13 protein-coding genes are annotated in these 18,854 nt (G+C 68.9%); 6 read left to right on the plus strand and 7 right to left on the minus strand.

Features of this window, described 5'->3' with window-relative positions; translation table 11 throughout:
- Positions 1 to 25: 25 nt before the first annotated feature.
- From ACFVM3_RS00640 to ACFVM3_RS00665, 6 genes are read left to right on the plus strand one after another with little or no spacing between them, the layout of a single operon-like run.
- Positions 26 to 1,276 (plus strand): hypothetical protein, encoded by a 1,251-nt coding sequence (locus ACFVM3_RS00640; protein WP_378434584.1) that lies wholly within the window; start codon positions 26 to 28, stop codon positions 1,274 to 1,276.
- A complete protein-coding gene (locus ACFVM3_RS00645; RefSeq protein ID WP_378434267.1) occupies positions 1,273 to 2,214 on the plus strand; it encodes a glycosyltransferase family 2 protein in 942 nt (313 codons plus the stop codon). Before ACFVM3_RS00640 ends, ACFVM3_RS00645 begins: the two co-directional genes overlap by 4 nt.
- Positions 2,211 to 3,434: a polysaccharide pyruvyl transferase family protein gene (locus ACFVM3_RS00650; protein WP_378434269.1), complete on the plus strand. Its 1,224-nt coding sequence runs from the start codon at positions 2,211 to 2,213 to the stop codon at positions 3,432 to 3,434. Before ACFVM3_RS00645 ends, ACFVM3_RS00650 begins: the two co-directional genes overlap by 4 nt.
- Positions 3,431 to 3,979, plus strand: a complete 549-nt coding sequence (locus tag ACFVM3_RS00655) for a dTDP-4-dehydrorhamnose 3,5-epimerase family protein (RefSeq protein ID WP_378434271.1) — start codon at positions 3,431 to 3,433, stop codon at positions 3,977 to 3,979. The genes ACFVM3_RS00650 and ACFVM3_RS00655 overlap by 4 nt, the downstream gene beginning before the upstream one ends.
- Positions 3,980 to 3,983: 4 nt before the next feature.
- Entirely contained in the window at positions 3,984 to 5,294 is a 1,311-nt protein-coding gene (locus tag ACFVM3_RS00660; protein ID WP_378434273.1) for a glutamate-1-semialdehyde 2,1-aminomutase, read from the plus strand.
- A gap of 55 nt (positions 5,295 to 5,349) precedes the next feature.
- The gene (locus ACFVM3_RS00665) at positions 5,350 to 6,819 is read left to right on the plus strand and encodes a right-handed parallel beta-helix repeat-containing protein (RefSeq protein WP_378434275.1); all 1,470 of its coding nucleotides are present in this window, start codon (positions 5,350 to 5,352) and stop codon (positions 6,817 to 6,819) included.
- 449 nt (positions 6,820 to 7,268) lie between these two features.
- Here the strand turns inward: ACFVM3_RS00665 and ACFVM3_RS00670 are convergent, their stop codons facing one another.
- The 7 genes from ACFVM3_RS00670 to asnB form a co-directional block, all read right to left on the minus strand.
- On the minus strand, positions 7,269 to 8,696 hold the full coding sequence (locus ACFVM3_RS00670) for a methyltransferase domain-containing protein (protein WP_378434277.1): 1,428 nt from the start codon (positions 8,694 to 8,696) through the stop codon (positions 7,269 to 7,271).
- On the minus strand, positions 8,693 to 9,886 hold the full coding sequence (locus ACFVM3_RS00675) for a glycosyltransferase family 4 protein (protein WP_378434279.1): 1,194 nt from the start codon (positions 9,884 to 9,886) through the stop codon (positions 8,693 to 8,695). Before ACFVM3_RS00675 ends, ACFVM3_RS00670 begins: the two co-directional genes overlap by 4 nt.
- Positions 9,883 to 11,064: an O-antigen ligase family protein gene (locus ACFVM3_RS00680; RefSeq protein ID WP_378434586.1), complete on the minus strand. Its 1,182-nt coding sequence runs from the start codon at positions 11,062 to 11,064 to the stop codon at positions 9,883 to 9,885. Before ACFVM3_RS00680 ends, ACFVM3_RS00675 begins: the two co-directional genes overlap by 4 nt.
- A 64-nt stretch (positions 11,065 to 11,128) precedes the next feature.
- Positions 11,129 to 12,649: a right-handed parallel beta-helix repeat-containing protein gene (locus ACFVM3_RS00685; RefSeq protein WP_378434281.1), complete on the minus strand. Its 1,521-nt coding sequence runs from the start codon at positions 12,647 to 12,649 to the stop codon at positions 11,129 to 11,131.
- Positions 12,646 to 14,577, minus strand: a complete 1,932-nt coding sequence (locus ACFVM3_RS00690; protein ID WP_378434283.1) for an alginate lyase family protein — start codon at positions 14,575 to 14,577, stop codon at positions 12,646 to 12,648. Before ACFVM3_RS00690 ends, ACFVM3_RS00685 begins: the two co-directional genes overlap by 4 nt.
- Positions 14,577 to 16,745: a bi-domain-containing oxidoreductase gene (locus ACFVM3_RS00695; RefSeq protein WP_378434284.1), complete on the minus strand. Its 2,169-nt coding sequence runs from the start codon at positions 16,743 to 16,745 to the stop codon at positions 14,577 to 14,579. The genes ACFVM3_RS00690 and ACFVM3_RS00695 overlap by 1 nt, the downstream gene beginning before the upstream one ends.
- Before the next feature lie 199 nt (positions 16,746 to 16,944).
- Positions 16,945 to 18,846: an asparagine synthase (glutamine-hydrolyzing) gene (gene asnB / locus ACFVM3_RS00700; RefSeq protein ID WP_378434286.1), complete on the minus strand. Its 1,902-nt coding sequence runs from the start codon at positions 18,844 to 18,846 to the stop codon at positions 16,945 to 16,947.
- Positions 18,847 to 18,854: the final 8 nt, after the last annotated feature.

The following is an 18,854-nucleotide window of genomic DNA, read 5'->3' on the forward strand; positions in this document are numbered from 1 at the left end:
ACTGGCCTCCGGGGCCGTACGCGCCATGGCGGGCAGGCTCAGCTGGGGCCTCGGCGACCAGGCCGTTTCGAGCCTGACCAACTTCGCGGTCGGGCTGGTCGTCGCGCGTTCGCTCGGCACGTTCGCCTTCGGCATGTTCAGCCTCGCGTGGGTGACCTACGGCGTGGTGCTCAACCTCTCGCGCGGCCTGGCCACCGACCCGATGATGGTGCGTTTCTCGGCGGTGTCGGAGGAAGCCTGGCGCCGGGCGGTGTCGCGGGCGGCGGGGACGGCGATCGGGGTCGGCCTGGCGACCGGCCTGGTCAGCGTGATCGTCGGCTTCCTCGCGGTGCGGCCGCTGGGCGGGGTGTTCGTCGCGCTCGGCGTCGTGCTCCCCGGGCTGATGCTGCAGGACGCGTGGCGGTTCGCGCTGTTCGCCAAGGGTGACGGCAGGAAGGCCTTCGTCAACGACACGGTGTGGGGTGTCGCGCTGATCCCGGCGCTGGGCATCGCCTCGCATTTCGGCACCGTGGTCGCGTTCGTGCTGGCCTGGGGGCTGGCAGGCGCGGTCGCGGCGGTCTACGGGCTGTTCCAGACCGGCATCGTGCCGAAGCTCTCCGAGATGACGGGCTGGGTGAAGGAGCAGCGCGATCTGAGCGTGCGCTACCTGATCGAAAACGTCAGCAACGCCGGTTCGTCGCAGCTGCGCGCCTACGGGCTCGGGGCGATCGCGGGGATCACGGCGGTCGGCGCGGTCCGTGGCGCCGAGCAGCTGCTCGGGCCGTTCCTCGCCCTGCTGATGGGGCTTTCGCTCACGACGGTGGCCGAAGGCGCCCGCGTCCTGCACCGCGCCCCGCACCGGCTGAAGCATTTCTGCGTGGTGCTCGGCGGTGGCCAAGCGGGGGCGGCCCTGCTGTGGGGGCTCGGGTTGCTGCTCCTGGTGCCGCACGACGTCGGCCGCTGGATCATGGGCTCGGTCTGGGACGCGGCCGAACCGCTGATCCTGCCGGTCACCCTGTCGGTCACCGCCGCGGGCTTCATCGCGGGCGCGGCCGCCGGATTGCGTGCCCTCGGCAACGCCAAACGCAGCCTCCGCTCCCAGCTGGTCGCTTCGGTGGGCTACGTGGTCTTCGGGATCGTCGGCGCCTACCTCGACGGCGCCGAAGGTGCCGCGTGGGGCTCGATGCTCTCGGTCTGGCTGGGCGCTGCGATGTGGTGGTACCAGCTGCGTGTCGCGTATCGCGAGTACCGGCCGGCCGCGCCGCGCACCGACAACGAAGAGGTGGGAACGGTATGACCCAGATTCCGCGGCTCAGCATCGGTCTGCCCGTCTACAACGGCGAGGAGTACCTGTCCGAATCGCTCGACGCCCTGCTGGGCCAGAGCTACGAGGACTTCGAGCTGATCATTTCGGACAACGCTTCGACGGACGGCACCGAAGAGATCTGCCGGGACTACGAGCGCCGTGACGCCCGGATCCGGTATCTGCGGCTGCCGAAGAACGTCGGCGCTTCACCGAACCACAACCGGGTTCTCGACGAAGCCCGCGGCGAGCTGTTCAAATGGGCGTCGCATGACGACCTCTACGGCCGTGACCTGATGAAACTGTGCATCGAGGCGCTCGACGAGCGGCCGGACATGATCGTCGCCCACAGCTGGCAGGCCATCATCGACGACCACGGCGTGGTGACCCACGAACTCGACTACCCGCTGGCGACGGACTCGCCGCACGCGCCGACGCGGTTCCGCAGCCTGCTGTTCGAAACGGGCGGCGACGACTTCTACGGCGTGATGCGCACGAACGTGCTCCGCCGGGTCAAACCGCTCGACAGCTACCACCACGCCGACCGCACCTATGTCGCCGAACTGAGCCTCCACGGCCCGTTCCACCAGGTTCCCGAGGTGCAGTACTTCCGCCGCGACCACCCCGGCCGCGCCGAGCGAGCGAACCCGAGCATCCGGAAGCGCTGCTCGAACCTCGACCCGCGGCGCGCCGACCCGGTGCGCAACCCGATGGCGCGGCTGATCGGCGAGTACATCGGCGGCTTCATCGGCGGTATCCGCCGGGCGCCGCTCTCCTCGGCGGACCGGCGCGAGTGCTACCGGCACCTCGCGGCCTGGCTGGCCGACCGGTCCCGCGGCCGGAACGAGGACCGCGCCGAGGACGCGGCACCGGAAATCGACGGAATGAACATCGACGCCGTGGTCCCTGGACGGCAGAGGAGGACGTTGTGACCTCTCGCTCCGGAGCGAGAACCCAGGTCGGTTTCTTCGGTCTCCTGGGGGCAGGGAACATCGGTAATGACGGATCACTTGAGGTGGTGCTCGCGTACGTACGCCAGAGACATCCGGAGGCCGAGCTCAGCTGCCTCTGCTCCGGCCCGGAACTGGTCGAGGCGCGTTACGGCGTCAAAGCGGAGTCACTGCTCTGGTACCACTCGCGCAACCGCGACACGACGGGGGTACTCGCGGCCCTGCTGAAGGCCGTCGGCAAGGTCGCCGACACGCTCAAGATCCTCTCCTGGACCCGCCGGTGCGACGTGGTGATCGTGCCCGGCGCCGGTGTCCTCGAAACAACGCTTCCTTTGCGGCCCTGGGGTTTCCCGTACGCGATGGCACTACTGGGGGTGTCGGGCAGGCTGTGGGGAACCAGGGTCGCGCTGATCAACGTCGGCTCGAACGTCATCCGCCAGCGGACCACGCGGCGGCTCTACCGCATCGCCGCCCGCTCCGCGCACTACCGGTCCTTCCGCGACGAGCTGTCCCGCGACGCCTGGCGCGAGATGGGCCTCGACACCGCGAAGGACGACCTCTACCCGGATCTGGCGTTCGCCCTGCCGATCCCCTCAGGACGGCCGTCGGACGTCGTCGGGGTCGGTGTCATGGAATTCCACGGGGGCAACGACGACCGGCGCCGGAGCGAGGAGATCCATTCGTCCTATGTGGACGCGATGAAACGGTTCGTGCGCAGGCTGGTCGACGACGGGCGCGAGATCCGGCTGCTGACCGGCGACGAGATCGACGACCCCGTCGTCGAGGAGATCTTCGCCGACCTGCGCGAACACCGGCCCGGCCTCGACCCGAACCGGGTGACCGCGGCGAAACTGCCCACGCTCGGCGACCTCATCACCGAGATCGCCGCGCTCGGCGCCGTCGTCGGGACGCGCTATCACAACGTCCTGTGCGCGCTGAAGCTCGCGAAGCCGACGATCTCGATCAGCTATTCGCAGAAGATGGACAGCATCATGGCGAACATGGGGCTGGCGGAGTACTGCCAGTCCGCGCGCGCCGTCGACGTCGACCTGCTCGTCCGGCAGCTCGCCGAACTCGAGGCCAAACCGGAGGAATTCTGGCAGCGCCTGCGGGATCGGAGCGCCGCCAAGGGGAAACTGCTGGAGAAGCAGTACGACGTCCTCGACAGGACGCTGTTCCGTGAGTCCGAGGAGATCCGATGAAGGTCGAAGCGGTTCCCGAGATCGAAGGGGCCTACCTCTTCACGCCGACACCGTTTTCCGACGAGCGCGGCTTCTTCAGCCGCACCTTCGACAGCGAGGTCGTCGCCTCGGTGGGCATCGACCCCGCCGGCTTCGCGCAGGACAGCATTTCGCGGTCCCGCAAGGGAGTCGTGCGCGGATTGCACCTGCGCGGCGGACGCGGTGAGGCCAAGCTGGTCCGCTGCTCGTCCGGCGCCATCTTCGACGTCATCGTGGATCTGCGGCCGGACTCCCCCACCTTCCGGGCCGTGAAAGCGTTCGAACTGTCCGGGGAGGCCCAAGTCTCCCTGTACATCCCGGCGGGGTGCGCGCACGGGTTCCAGGCGCTCACCGATCCCGCCGACATCTCCTACCGCATCGACCGGCCGCACGATCCGGCCGAGGACATCGCGATCTCGTACGCCGATCCGGAACTGGCCATCCCCTGGCCGCTCGCGATCAGCGCGGTGTCCGAACGTGACGCCCACGCCCCTCCGCTCGCCGCCGCACTGACGACCACGAGGTGATCCCGTGAACCGCCCTTTGCCGCGCTCCGATCAGGCGAACGAACGACTGCACCGGGCGATCCCCGGTGGTGCGCACACCTACGCCAAGGGCCAGGACCAGTACCCCGACGACTTCTCACCGGTCATCGCGCGCGGCCTCGCCGGCCACGTGTGGGACGTCGACGGGAACGAGTACATCGAGTACGGCTCGGGGCTTCGCGCGGTCAGCCTCGGCCACGCGCACCCGCGGGTCCTGGAGGCCGTCCGGGCCGAGATCGAGAAAGGAAGCAACTTCGTCCGGCCGTCCATCATCGAGGCCGAGGCCGCGGAGCGGTTCCTCGCCGCCGTGCCGACCGCGGAGATGGTGAAGTTCGCGAAGAACGGCTCGGACGCGACCACGGCCGCCATCCGGCTGGCACGGGCGGCGACCGGACGGACGCTCGTGGCGATCTGCCGCGATCACGCGTTCTTCTCCACCGACGACTGGTTCATCGGGACCACGCCGATGTCGGCCGGGATTCCCGCCGAGACCACGGAATTGACGGTTTCCTTCCCCTACGGCGATCTCGCGGCCACGGAGGAGTTGCTACGGGAAAACGAGGTCGCCTGTCTCGTCCTGGAACCCGCGACCCAGACCGAGCCGCCTCCGGGGTATCTCGCCGGGCTGCGCGACCTGTGTGACCGGTACGGCTGTCTGCTGGTGTTCGACGAGATGATCACCGGGTTCCGCTGGTCGGAGGCCGGGGCGCAGGGGTTGTACGGCGTCACCCCGGATCTCTCGGCGTTCGGCAAGGCGCTGGGGAACGGGTTCGCGGTCTCGGCGCTGGCGGGCAAACGGGAGTACATGGAACTCGGCGGGCTGCGCGATCACCGCGAACGGGTCTTCCTGCTTTCGACCACACACGGCGCCGAGACGCATTCCCTCGCCGCGGCGATCGCCGTCTTCGACACCTACGCCGAAGAAGGGATCACCGCGCGGCTGCACGCGCTGGGCGACCGGCTCGCGGCGGGGGTCCGCGAGGTCGCCGCGAGCGCCGGGGTCGGCGAGCACGTGCTCGTACGCGGCAGGGCGAGCAACCTGGTCTTCGCCACGCTCGACGAAAAGGGCGAGCCGTCGCAGCCGTACCGGACGCTGTTCCTGCGGGAACTGATCACCGGCGGAGTGATCGGGCCGTCGTTCGTGGTCAGCGCCGGGCTGACCGAGGCCGACATCGACAAGACGATCGACGTCGTCGCGCGGGCCTGCACCACGTACCGGAAGGCCCTCGAATTCCATGACCCGGCGCAGTGGACGGGCGGCCGGCCGGTGAAACCGGTATTCCGCAAGTACGTCTGAGGACCACTCGTTCGTGTCCCTCCTCTGCAGTGCGCGGTGACTTACCTTGAATCGTATGAATCGGGCGAGAACGACGGCGTTCGCGCTGTCGGTGGTCTTGACGGCCGGCTCCTTCACCGCCGTGGCATCGGCGGCCGAGGCGCCGGCCGTCTGCGCGTCCGGACCGGCGAGTTTCCCGAAGCCGGCGGACGCCGTCGTCGTCGATCCCGGCGAACACCTCGCGATCGAGACCTCCGCGCATCCGCCGGGGACGACGTTCTGGCTCAGCACCGGGAGGCACATCCTCGCCGACGACCCGTACAGCCAGGTGATCCCGAAGGACGGCAACGTCTACGTCGGCGCACCGGGCGCGGTTCTGGACGGCCGCGGTATCAACCGGGCGGCGTTCACCCAGCAGGCCAAGGACGTGGTGATCCGCGGGCTGACGATCCGCGGTTTCGCCGCGCCGCAGGACCAGGGCGTGGTGAACCACGATTCCGGCGAGCATTGGTTGATCGAGGGCAACGTCATCGAGGACAACCGGGGCGCGGCGATGATGGCCGGGCCGCGGCAGGAGGTCCTCGGGAACTGCCTGCGGAAGAACGGGCAGTACGGGATCAACGCCTACCGCGCGGGCGGCGGTATCACCGGGCTCGTGGTGGAGGGCAACGAGATCGCCTGGAACAACACCGACGACTGGGAGAAGAGGCAGCCCGGCTGTGGGTGCAGCGGCGGGGCGAAGTTCTGGGCCGTCGACGGCGCGGACATCCGGGGAAACTGGGTGCACCACAACCACGGCGCCGGGCTCTGGGCGGATACGAACAACAACGACTTCATCATCGAAGACAACCTGATCGAGGACAACGACGCCGAGGCGCTGTTCTACGAGATCAGCTACAACCTCATCATCCGCAGCAACACCTTCCGCCGCAACGCCCTGGTGCTGGGACGCGATTTCGCCGCGCGGGGCAACAACTTCCCGATCGCCGCGGTGTATCTGAGCGAGTCCGGCGGCGAGCCGCGGATCTGGGCGCGGACCGACATGATCGAGATCGCGGAAAACGTCTTCGAGGACAACTGGGGCGGCCTGACGCTGTGGGAGAACGCCGACCGGTTCTGCAACAGTCCCTCGAACACCTCGACCGGGACCTGCACCCGGGTCGTCGCCTCGCCGTCGGACTGCGCGCCCGAAACGATCGCGATTCCACCGGCGTACGACGATTGCCGGTGGAAGACGCAGCGGGTCAACGTGCACGACAACGTCTTCCAGAGCGCGCCCGACTGCACGGGGCTGTGCGGGCGGATGGCGGTGCTGTCGAATTACGGCACCTATCCGTCGTGGTCGCCTTATCGGGGGAACGTCGTGTCCGAGGCGGTGACGTTCGCTCAGGACAACGAGTGGTTCTCGAACACCTACGTCGGGCATTGGTCGTTCGTGGCGCATGACGCTTCGCGGTCGCTGGACGTGGCCGCTTGGCGGGCGGCACCTTACGGGCAGGACCCTTGCAGCACGTTCGACGGTGCCGGCGGCTGCCCGGCTCGGTGACTCGCGCGACTCGCGTGATCAGGCGCCGCACTCGCGTGATCAGAGCCGTAACTCGCGTGCTTGAAGGCGCAACTCACGTGCTTGGAGGCGTAACTCACGTGCTTGGACGGACGACACGCGTGATCCGATGGACGACACGCGTGATTGGAGGGACGACACGTGTGTCCAGACGGCCGACTCGTGGTGGCCCGGGCCGCGTGCACGTGGCGTCCGCGCAAGCACGCGTGTCGTCCATCTGATCACGCGTGTCGTCCGTCTGATCTCGCGAGTTACGGGGCTGATCACGCGAGTTACGTCTTCAAGCACCCAAGTAGTCGACTGAACGCGACCGCCTCGACCCGAGGCCGTGTCGCGAAAGCCACTTTCGGGACATCAGACGTCGCGAAAGTGGCTTTCGCGACGCCGGGCCCGGCACGAAAGCGGCGCATTTAGTCGGCTGAACGCGGAAGTCAGGACTTGGTCAGGAAGAAGTAGGCGTAGCGCTCGTCCAGTTCGTTCTTCGGTACCAGCTGGATCGCGTGGGGCGTGAAGCCGCACCGCTCCGCCAGCTGCCAGAAGGCGTCGACGCGGTAGGTCGTCATCGCCGCCAGCCCCGAGCGGTACGAACGACGGCGCGGCCGGGTCCGCCACGTGCCGGGGTCGTACTTGACCTGGATCAGCGCGAGGCCGCCGGGGACGAGCAGTTCCCGCGCGATGCGGAGCAGGCGTTCGCCGTACTCCGGCGTCGGGATCAGCTCGAAAACGTAGAAGCTCACGTAGACGTCGCAGGGTTCCGTCACCGCCGAGAGCGCGGCTTCCGGATTCGCGACGTCGATCTCGACGGCCTGGAACGGGGTGTCACAGACCTTGGCGACCTGCTTCTCGCATTCGGCGAGCGTCTCGGCGGAGATGTCGACGCCGATGAATTCCCGGGCGCGCGGGGCGAAATGGATGGCGTTCGCCCCACCGCCGCAGCCCCATTCGATGACGCGATTCCACGGCCGGTCGAAGCCCGCGAGCCGGGCTCCACCCTCGAACATGTCGAGGTGCCGTTTCCCGATTTCGGCCCAAAGGTCGTTGCCGTCGAAGGTGTCGGACTCGCGCCAGTGCGAATTGTCCTTCCATCTCTTCTCGCCGGGCGAGTTCCAATAACCCTGTGCGTCGGCCGAGATGGCGGACTCGGACTGTTTGGCACCGACCGTCGCCAGCGCGCGCTGGCCGAGGTCCTCCGCCCGTGCGGCTATCTTCTTGGCGGTATCGATGAGGGACATGGCCGTTCCTTTCGCTGTGCTCGAGGAATACCGGGTCGCCACTACGTCGACGAGCAACGCGGTCACCGGAACCACCGCGAGTGCCACACCGAGGCCGCCCAGCGTGTCAGTCGGGTAGTGCGCGCCCATCGTTACCTCGGCCCAGCCCATCGCGGCCCCGGCGCAGACGACCAGCAGCACCGACGCCGGGCCACGGCGAAGGGCGCCGAACGCGGCGGTGAAGGTCAACGCGACGGCGAAACCGGTGTGCCCGCTGGGATACGCCAGGAATTCGCCGTGAATGTACCGGCCGGTGACCGGTTTCAGCCCGCTCGTCAGACCGACGGTGATCAGGACGGCCACCACTCCGGTGACGGCGGTGCGCGGCCGCCGCGAGAACCGGCACCAGACGAGGAACACGACCATGGTGACGATCGCGCCGACGGGCTCGCCGACGAAGTCGATCACCGTCGCGATCGTCCACCACGGGTCGCCGGACCAGGCGAGCGCGTCGACCAGCGTCGCGTCCGGCCCGGTCGCCCCGGACGTCCCGGCGTAGACCAGGCCCAGCACCAGCGCGCCGAGCCCGCCGACCACGGCCAGGACGAACGCGGCCGGACGGAGCACCGGCGGCAGAGCCGGTTTCACTCCGCGGCCACCCGCCCGATCGCGTCCCGGTAGCCGTCGATCAGCCGCTCCAACCCCACTTCCGGGGTGAACTCCTGTTCGTAGACCAGCCGCGCCGCCTGGCCGAGTTCGCGGTTCCGGCCGGCGTCGCCGACGACCTCCCGCAGCCGCCGCGCCAGCGACTCGGCGTCGCCGGGTTCGTGCAGCAGCCCGGTCACGCCGTCCTCGACCAGTTCGCGGAACGCGCCGTGCGCGGCCGCGACGGTCGGGACCCCGGCGGCCATCGCCTCGACGACCACCAGCCCGAACGTCTCCAGCCATTCCGACGGCGCCACCGCCACGGCCGCGCGAGTGACCAGTTCGGCGCATTCCGCCTTGCTCCGCAGCCCTTCGTAGCGGACGTCGTCGCGGCCTTCCGCCCAGCGGGCGACCTCGTCCTGCATCGGACCGGTACCCGCGATCACCAGCGGCATGCCGAGCCCGCCGGTCGCGGCGATCCGGTCCCAGGCCGCCATGAGCAGGCCGATGCCCTTCTCCGCGGTGATCCGGCCGAGGAACAGCACGTGCTCGCCGGTACCGGAGCGCCGGATGCCGGGATCGGCGACGAAGTTGTACTTCACCGCCAGTCGTTCCGCGGGCATTCCGGCGGCGACCAGCACCTCGCGCTGTGCCCGCGAAATGCAGAAGAACCGGGAGACCCCGGACCACCAGCGACGCCGGTTGATCATCAGGCTCGCCGCCATCGGCACGGTCGCGAGCGCCGAACCGCGATAACAGCCGTGCCGCACCGCGGGCGCCGGCGTCCGGCCGACGCAGTCCGTGCACACGTGCCCGTCGCGGTACAGCGTGCCGGGCGGGCAGATCAGGGTGTAGTTGTGCACGGTCGCGACAACGGGCACGCGCGCGTCCGCGCACGCCGCCAGCACCGACGGCGACAGCAGCGGGAACGTGTTGTGGACGTGGACGACGTCCGGCCGGTCTTCGGCCAGCCGCCGGGCGAGGTCGGCGCGCGCCGCCCGGTTCCACGGCACCTGAAGCGGAACGACGGCCTTGCGCGGCAACGACATCGCGGAGATGTCGTCGCTGCGCCGTTCGAACAGGCCGACGTCGTGCCCGGCGGCCGCGAGCAGCGCGACCTCCTGGTCGACGACGTTGTTCTCCCCGCTCGGCTGCTCGGACCGGTAGCGGTTGTGGACCACGAGGACCTTCACGCAGGCTCCTTGGCCGGGACGAAATTCTTCTCGGTGACAGGCACCCTCACCAGCAGCGACGCCGCCAGCGCCAGATGCAGCAGGTACGGCGACGCGTCACCGAGACCAGCCTCGGTGTAGGACGCCGAAACGCAGTAGGTGATCAGGAAGATCGCGCACGCCCTGGCCAGCGACGGCGGCCGCAGCGCGGCGACCACGATCAGCACCAGCATGAAGGCCGCGACGATCGCGATCCCGACGTAGCCCTGTTCGTGGTAGACCGCGAGCCAGCTGTTGTCGATGGGCAGGCCGATGTAGGACTTGTTCGTCAGCCCGACGCCGAACACGTACTCGCCGAGGGTTCGCGGGTCGGACAGCAGCGCGTCCCACACCTTCGCGCGGCCGGTGAGGCTGGAGAAGTTCTCCGAGCTCTGGCCGCGCAGGAACCAGGCCTGCAGCAGCGAACCGAGGACGACGGCGGACACCGCGCCGATCAGCGCCACCCCGGCGAACACCTTCCTGGCCCGCGCGCTGGACATCCAGAGGGACAGCAGCGCGATCAGCACGCCGGCGATCAGGCCGAGCGTGGCGGTGCGGGTGTGGGTCAGCAGCAGGATGCCGATCGAGGGGACGATGACGATCAGCGCGTTCAGCCGGTCGAGTTCACCGCCGAGCCAGAGCAGCAGTGTGAGCCCGATGACCACGGCCGAGTACTGTCCGACCTGTGGCGGGGTCAGCGGCCAGATGGTGCCGGTCAGCCGTCCGCCGTACTCCTCGGCCAGCGCGATCCCCGGTGCCGCGGCCAGCCCGATGACGACCGTCAGCAGCACCGCCGAGTAGGTCCGGATGTGGTGCCGCACGAGCCGGATCCCGCCGTCCCACCAGCGGGTCAGCAGCCACAGCGTGCTGACGAACACGCCGAACCGGAAGCAGCGGAACAGCGCGCCGTACCCGACTTCGAGGTTCAGGCTCGCCATCAGGCTGAGCACCACCAGGATGCTGAGCAGCAGCAGGTATGCGCTCGGCCGGATCCGGAGCCGGGCGTTCAACGCGAGCGCGATGCAGAACGCCAGCACGAGCGAGCCCATGGTGACCAGCTGGATCACCGAACGCGGGATCGGGATGACGGTCGTCGCGCCGGTGGAGCCCAGCGTGTTCAGGATGAGCAGCGCCCACACGAAGGCGACCGCCTTCGGCATGTCCGGCGACTGGGAGGGGCGTTCTCCCCGGGGCAGATGCGGGAAGCGGGTTCTCTGCCGCATGTCAGCCTCCCCCTTGACGGCTGTAGGTCGACCCGGCGTCCTGGTGGTACGGCGCGCCCTGCCATTCTCCGATGCTCAGGTTCCGGCTCGGTTCGAAGGCGACGAAGTTCCACGGGCCGACGTAGGTGTTGTCGCGCCATTTGTTGCCCTGGGCGAAAGTGATCGCCTGCTGCACGACCTCGCCCTGGTACGGCGACCAGTCCGGGTACGTGCCGAAGTTCGCGAGCACGGCCATCCGCGCGCAGGTGTTCTCGCAGCCCGCCACGGCCGGGTCGAGGACGAACCGGTTGTGGTGGATCTCGACGCGCTGGGTCTTCCACCGGCAGTCGTCGAACAGCGGGCCGGACGCGATCGCCGGCCGGGCGCAGGTCTCGTGGTCGGGCACCAGTTTCGTACACGCGCCGGACGAGGTGTTGGCGGGGCTGTTGCAGAACCGGTCCGAGTTCTCCCAGAGCGTGATGCCGTTCCAGTTGTTCTCGAGGACGTTCCCGGCGATCTCCACCTTGTCCGTCCGCGCCTTCACCCTCGGCTCGCCGCCGGATTCGGAGATGTAGATCGCCGCCACCGGGAAGCTGTCGCCGCGGTCGATGAAGGTCTTGCCGTCCACGCGGTTGTTGCGGCGGAGGGTGTTGCCGCGGATGACTGCGTTGTAGCCGGTCTCGTACATGATCCCGGCGCTGTCGTTGTCCTCGACGAGATTGCCCTCGATCAGGAAGTCGTTGTTGTTCGTGTCGGCCCACAACCCGGCGCCGCGGTTGGCGTGCACCCAGTTGCCGCGGACGTCGGCGCCGTCGACGGCCCAGAACTTCACGCCGCCGGTGCAGCCGCAGCCGTCGACCTTCTTCTCCCAGTCACCGGTGTTGTTCCCGGTGATCTCGTTGCCTTCGACGACAAGACCGGTGATCGCGTTCTGCCCCTCGTAGGCGTTCATCCCGTACTGCCCGTTGTTCCGCAGGCAGTTGCCCCGCACCTGCTGCCGCGCGCCCGCCATCAGGCCCGCGCCTTCGTTGTCCTGCACCGTGTTGTGCTCGATGACCCAGCCGGGGGCCGAGTCGTGGTTGACCACGCCCTCGTCGCGCGGGGCCTGGAATCCGCGCACGGTGAGGTACTGGATCTTGACGTCGGCGGCACTGCCGGTGAAGGCGTACTGGTTGATCTTCCGGCCGTCGAGAACGGCGTCCGGCGCGCCGAGATAGACGTTCCCGGCCTTCGGCTGGACCTGGTCGAAGCGGTCGTCGCCGAGCCGGTGCGTGCCGGGCGCCAGCCAGAACGTCGTACCCGGCCCGTTCGCCCTGGTCTTCGCCACGAGATCGCCCGCGACGGCCGGATCGACCGTCACCGCTCCCGCCGGTGCCGCCGCCGGACCCGGCGGCAGTTTGCCGCACACCTGGGCCACGCCGCCGGACGGCGCTCGCCCGGGGTCCGGCGGTGCGCCCGCCTCGTCGGCGGGGCCCGAGGTGCAAGCGGCCAAGGCCGCCGCGACCAGCAGGATCGGCAGGAAGCGGTGCGGTCGAACCGTCACAACGGAGGCCCCTCGGCGTCGAAGGTGAGCACGGTGGTCATCTCGGTCGATGCGGTCCCGGCGCCGATCAGCGTCCACGCGGGCTCGCGACGGCCGAACCCGGCCGAGTACCAGCCGAGCGGCGGAGTGGTGTCGCCGCGGTGCGCGGACCACCTGAGCTGCGGCGGGAGTTCCATCGAAGCGCTCCGTTCCCGGCCGTCGGCCGTCCAGGACAGCTTCGCCGTCGCCCCGGTGAGGACGACGTCGACGGCCGGGCCGAAGTGGAACGCGAGACGGCACGGCCGGATCCCACCGCGGACCTCGTCGAGAATCCGCAGCTCAGCGCCGTCGAGTTCCACCGAACGCCGGTGGATCGACGGCGTGTAGCCGTCGTGTTCCGCGCTCCAGCGTGACGGCGTGCCCGCCGCGAGCACAGTGGTGGCGGCGTGTTTCGTCCACAGGAACGGGCCGCCGGAGACGGACTGGTCGGTGCGCGCGAGTTCGAGCGTGTTGTGCCCGGCCGTGGACCGGAAATACGACCGCCACTTCGCTTCGCCGTGGTAGCAGTAGGTCCCGGGGTCGGCGAGGATGTCGACGCCGTCGTGCCGGACCTCCACCGAAAGCGCGTCCGCGTGCGCGTGGGCGGCGATGGACAGGAAACCGTGCGGCCCGCCGTCGCAACGGCACCAGATCCCGCCGTCCCGCAGGATGGTCATCCCGGCGTCGGCGAAGTCGTCCCGCCGCCGCACCGGACGCCGCGTGTCGACCTGGATGTCTTTGCCCAGCGCGGAGAAGAGCTGTGTGCGGACGCCCCCGCCCGGCGTTTCCGGCCACCAGTCCAACCGTCCGAAAAGGACGGATCCGGTGCCGAGCAGCGACGCCCAGCGGCTCGTCTCGTCACCATCGACGATCAGCCCGAAGCCGTCATCGGCGTCACCCTGCCTCGGCGGGCGCAGCTTATTGTCCACAATGGACGCCAGCGCGTCGGTCATCCGGAGCAGCACGAGCCAGGTCGACTCGGGCACCGCGACCCCGGCGGCCTTCGCCTCCAGCGCCCCGGCGAGCCCCAGCTCCAGAACGAGGCCGTGGTACTCGGTGGCGAGTTCCCGGTTGAGCCCGGAGTCGAAAGTGTTGTGCCGCAGCATCTTGTCGAGCGACGCGAGGGCCCTGTCCCGCCACCCGGCGGATTCCGGGAACCAGGCGAACGCGCAGGCCGCGGCGAGCTGTCCCGCGTCCTCGGCGATCACGTGGTTGTTCGCCGACGAACCCCGGCTCGGGAACGCCGCCAGCCAGCGCTGATGGTGCCAGATCTGGCCGAGCGCCACGGGGTTGTCCTCGAACAGCGCCGGAGTCCGCGCCCAGCCGTCCAGCAGGCGCCGGACCCACACCCACGACAGCAGCCGGATGCCGAGCTCGATCCCGCTGACCCAGTGCACCCCGCGCATCGGCGGATTGGCCGCCCACCACGAGTTCAGGTGCGCGGCGACACGTTCGGCGTACCGGTCCTCGCCGGTCAGGGCATACGCGGCGGCCAGCACGGTGAGGTGCTGGTGCCGCGACGGCTCCCAGATCTGCTTGATGTCGCCGACGGCCTCCTCGCTCCGGTACGGGATGTCGAAGGAGTACACATCGGACGGTGCGCGGCGGCCGGTCTTCGGGTCGTACGACCAGTCCGGGGCGACGAGATCGTCCCGCTCGACGCCGAAGTACTCGGCGCGCCCGTCCATCAACCGGTCGGCGGTGACGAGCAGATCCTTCACCGCTTCACCCGAAACGGCGGCGAGGACGTCTTCGCCGGGCACCGTCACGAACCGGCGAACCGGCAACCAGGACGGCTTCTCCCCCGCGACCCCACGCCACTGGCGTTTGCGCACGACGTCGGTGACCCGGCCCGCGATCTCGGCGGGCCCCATCCGCGACAGTCTTCGGAGGTACCAGGAGGGATCCATCAGCCGAGTCCGATCCGGACCGGCATCCCGGTCTCCAGGCTGCGGTTGACCGCGAGCGTGGCCAGCGTCGTCGAAACGAGCGACTCGACCGAGACCGGCATCGCGACACCGGTGCTCAGCGCGTCGACGAACGCTTCGAGTTCGGCGGCCTGCCCTTTGTCGCGCCCCTTGGGGATCCGGGAGCTGGCCCACTTCTTGCGGCCGAACACCGACGCGCGCGCGAAGTCGTCGAACTTCAGCACCTTGCCGTCGGCGGTGAGGTCGATCGTTTCCTTGGGAAACGCCGACGAACCGTTGGTGGTGTACGCGATCGACGCCGTCGAGCCGTCCGGATAACGCAGCAGGATCTGGAGGTCCTGGTGCCCCGGCGTCGCGGTGGCGTACACGGAGACCGGGTCGGAGCCCAGCAGCCAGCTGACCGTGTCGATGAAATGCCCGCCCTCGCCCGCGAATCGCGAGCCCTCACTGTCGGCTTGGTTGTACCAGCTGTTCGCGTCGAGCTGCCCGGCGTTGACCAGATAGCGCACGGAACCCGGGCCGATCCGTGGGCCGAACTGGCGCACCGACTCGTTCAGCAGCGGGGCGAACCGGCGATTGAACCCGACCTGGAGCCGGTCGTTGCCGGATTCCTCGATCGCGCCGAGCACGATTTCGAGTTCCTTCTCCGACAGCGCCAGCGGCTTCTCGACGAAGACGGCCTTGCCCGCGAGTAGCGCGCGCCTGGTCAGTTCGGCGTGCGAACTATGCCTGGTCACGATGAACACGGCGTCGATCGAGTCGTCTTCGAGCATCGCGTCGACGTCGGTGGAGGCGCGGGCGAAGCCGAACTTGCGTTTGGCGTTCGCGCCCGAGAGCGCGGACGTGGTGACGACTTCGAAGAGGTCGAGGTACTCCATCTCCACGAGATGCGGGAGCAGCATCGAGGACGCGTAGTTGCCGGCGCCGATGAAGCCGACCCGCAGGGTGTCGATCTTCGGCATCGCACGGGAAGTCACCGGTTTCGGGAGTGCGGCCGAGGTGACGGGCTCCGTGGTGGTGGCGGCACGCTTTTCGTACTCGAACAACACCGCGACGGCCTTGAGCTCGCCCTCGTTCAGCTTCCGATAGGTCTCGACGGCGTCGGAGAAGGCCGAGACGTGCGAGATCAGCGGCTCGACGTCGAGACGGCCGCTGCCCATCAGATCGACGACGCATTCGAGGTTGCGGCGCTCGGTCCAGCGGACCTGGCCGATCGGGTAGTCGCGGCCTTCGAGTTCGTACTCCGGGTCGTAGCGGCCGGGGCCGTACGAACGGGAGAACCGGACGTCGAGTTCCTTTTCGTAGTAGGCGTTCCACGGCAGGTTCAGCGAGCACTTGCCGATGTCGATCACCCGGCCGCGGTCGCGGGCCAGCTTCGCGGCCAGCTCCACCGGCTCGTTCGTGCTGCCGCCCGCGGCGAGGTACACCTGGTCGACGCCATGCCCGGAGCTGATCTCCGCGACCGCGGTGTCGATGACGCCGGAACCGGGATCACCGCATTTCAGCGCCCCGAGCCGTTCGGCGAGCGCGCAGCGCCCCGGATCCGGGTCGACGCCGACCACGCGGACCCCGGAGGCGACCAGCAACTGCACGACCAGCTGGCCGATCAGGCCGAGCCCGATGACCAGCGCGATGTCGCCGATCTGCGGTTCGCCCTGGCGGACGCCCTGCATCGCGATCGAGCCGACCGTGCCGAACGCCGCGTGCCGAGGGTCGACGCCGTCAGGCACCTTGGTGTAGAGGTTCTTGGGCACCCAGTTGAGTTCCGCGTGCAGCGCGTGCTCGTTCCCCGCGCACGCCACGTGATCCCCGACGGCGACGTCGTCGATGCCCGCGCCGACCTCCTCGACGACACCGCACAGCGAGTACCCCAGCGGCGTGTACGAGTCGAGTTTGTTCATCGCCTTGCGGTACGTGGCGCCGAGCCCGTTCGTCGCGACGCTCTGCATCACCTTCGCGACCTGATCCGGCCGGGCCTTCGCCTTGCCCACGAGGGAAAGACTCGCCTCGGACACCTTCATCATCTCGGTGCCGGTGGAGATCAGCGAATAGGCGGTGCGGACCAGCACACCCCCCGGTTTGCACGCGGGCACTTCGACGTCGAGGAGCGCCAGCTCCCCGCTCTTGTAGTTCTGCACTACCTGCTTCACTTCGCTCCTCAGCGATCAGGTGGTTCGGGTGGGTCGTAAGTGGCGTTTCGGGATGGCGAAGGTGTCGGGTGTCGTGAAGGGGACTTTCGCCGCATCGGATGCGGGGAAAGTCCCCTTCACCCCTGCCCCTGGCGCTGCCGACCCACTGTGCCCCTGCACGAGACCCAGCGACGGTGTCGCCCTGGCCATGAATCGCCACTCATGACCCACCTTGCCGACCCGCGACGGCGCCGCGATACCAGTACTCGAGGGTCAAGATGTGCCAGAGATGCTTGGACCGGTCCTGCTGCCCGGACGCGTCTTCGTCGACGAGCTTCCGCAGGGCCTCCCGACGGAGGAACCCGGCCTTCACCAATTCACCTTCGTTCGTCACCTCGCGCACCAGCGGCGCGAGGTCGCGGCTCATCCAGGCCCGCAGCGGCGCGCTGAACAGGCCCTTCGGCCGGTGCACGATTTCGGCGGGAAGGATCGACAGCGCCGCTTCCTTCAGCGCCATCTTTCCTTGCCGCTTCACGATCTTCCGGTCGCCAGGGATCCGGAACGCGGCCTTCACGACCTCGATGTCGACGAACGGCGTCCGCACCTCGGTGGAGGCGGCCATACTGGACCGGTCGGTGTAGGCGAGGTTGAGCCCCGGCAGGAAGAGCCGGGAGTCGGCGAGGCACATGCGGTTCACGAAATCCGACAACGTGTTGTCGTGGTAGGTGTCCGCGTGTTCGGTGATCACGTCGTCCACCGCGCCGGCGAGGTCCGGGTTCAGCAGGCCGACGAGTTCGGCCTGGTCGTACATCGTGTAGCTGCGCCGGAACGCGGTCTCCTCGGGCAGCTCCGCGAACGAGAGGAACCGCTTGGCGAACCGGACCGACCGGAAACCCCGTTTCGACGTCGCCACCGGCAATCTGTCCACAAGGGACTCGACGGGACGCCGCACGAGGCCAGGAACCCGTTGGTACCGCACGGCGAGCGTGTTCGCGAGATGCTTGCGATACCCGGCGAACAACTCGTCGGCGCCCATGCCCGAGAGCATCACCTTGACGCCCGCCTCGCGGGCGGCGGTGCAGATCAGGTAGCTGTTGATCGCCGCCGGGTCACCGATCGGCTCGTCGAGGTGGTACGTCATCCGCGGCAGCAGATCCAGCACCTGCGGCGCGATCTCGATCTCGTGCAGGTCGACGCCGAACTTCGCGGCGACCTTCTTCGCGTACATGAGGTCGTCCGGCATCGCCTCGAATTTCGCGTCCTCGGCCCGGAAACCGATGGTGTACGCGGAGATCCCCGGCCGCTCGCGCGCGGCGATCGCGGTGAGGTAACTGGAGTCGAGCCCACCGGAGAGGAACGTCGCGACCGGCACGTCCGCGATCAGGTGCTTACGCGTGGAGTCCTCGATGACGGCGTTGAGGTCGAAGTCGCCCTCGTAGGCAGCGCCTTCCTCGGCGACCTGGCGCAGCGACCAGAAGGTGCCGCGTTCGACGTCGCCGTTCGGCCGGAACCGCGCCCAACTGCCCGGCGGCAGCTTCTCGGCCTCCTTGAACGCGCAGCGGCCGTCCGGGACCCAGTAGTAGAGCAGGGAAGCGACGAGCGCGGTGTCGTCGACGGTCAGCGAGCCGCCCAGTTCGGCGGCCAGCGCCTTCAGTTCGGACGCGAAGGCGACGCCCTTGCCGCGGCGCACCACGAAGAGCGGCTTGATGCCCAGCTGGTCGCGGACCAGCACCAGCTCGCCGGATCGCTCGTCGAAGACACCGAACGCGAACATGCCGCGTAGCCGGCGCAAACCCTCGGTGCCCCACGCGCGCCAGGCTTCCAGCAGGACCTCGGTGTCGGACGTGCCCCGGAAGCGCACACCGGTGGCTTCGAGTTCCTTCCGCAGCTCCGGCGCGTTGTACAGCTCGCCGTTGTAGGTCAGCGCGAGCCCGTCCTTGACCATCGGCTGCGCGCCGGTCTCGGTCAGGTCGACGATCGACAGCCGCCGGTGTCCTAAATGGACTTCCCCGTGGTCGTATCGGCCCGAACCGTCGGGCCCCCGGTGGGCGAGGGTCTTGGTGAGCCGATCCGTGAGCGGTCCCCCGTCCGGCCAGTGGTAGGCCCCTGCGATGCCGCACATCTGCTTTC

This window comes from Amycolatopsis sp. NPDC057786, from assembly GCF_042797905.1.
In the GTDB taxonomy this organism is placed as follows: domain Bacteria; phylum Actinomycetota; class Actinomycetes; order Mycobacteriales; family Pseudonocardiaceae; genus Amycolatopsis.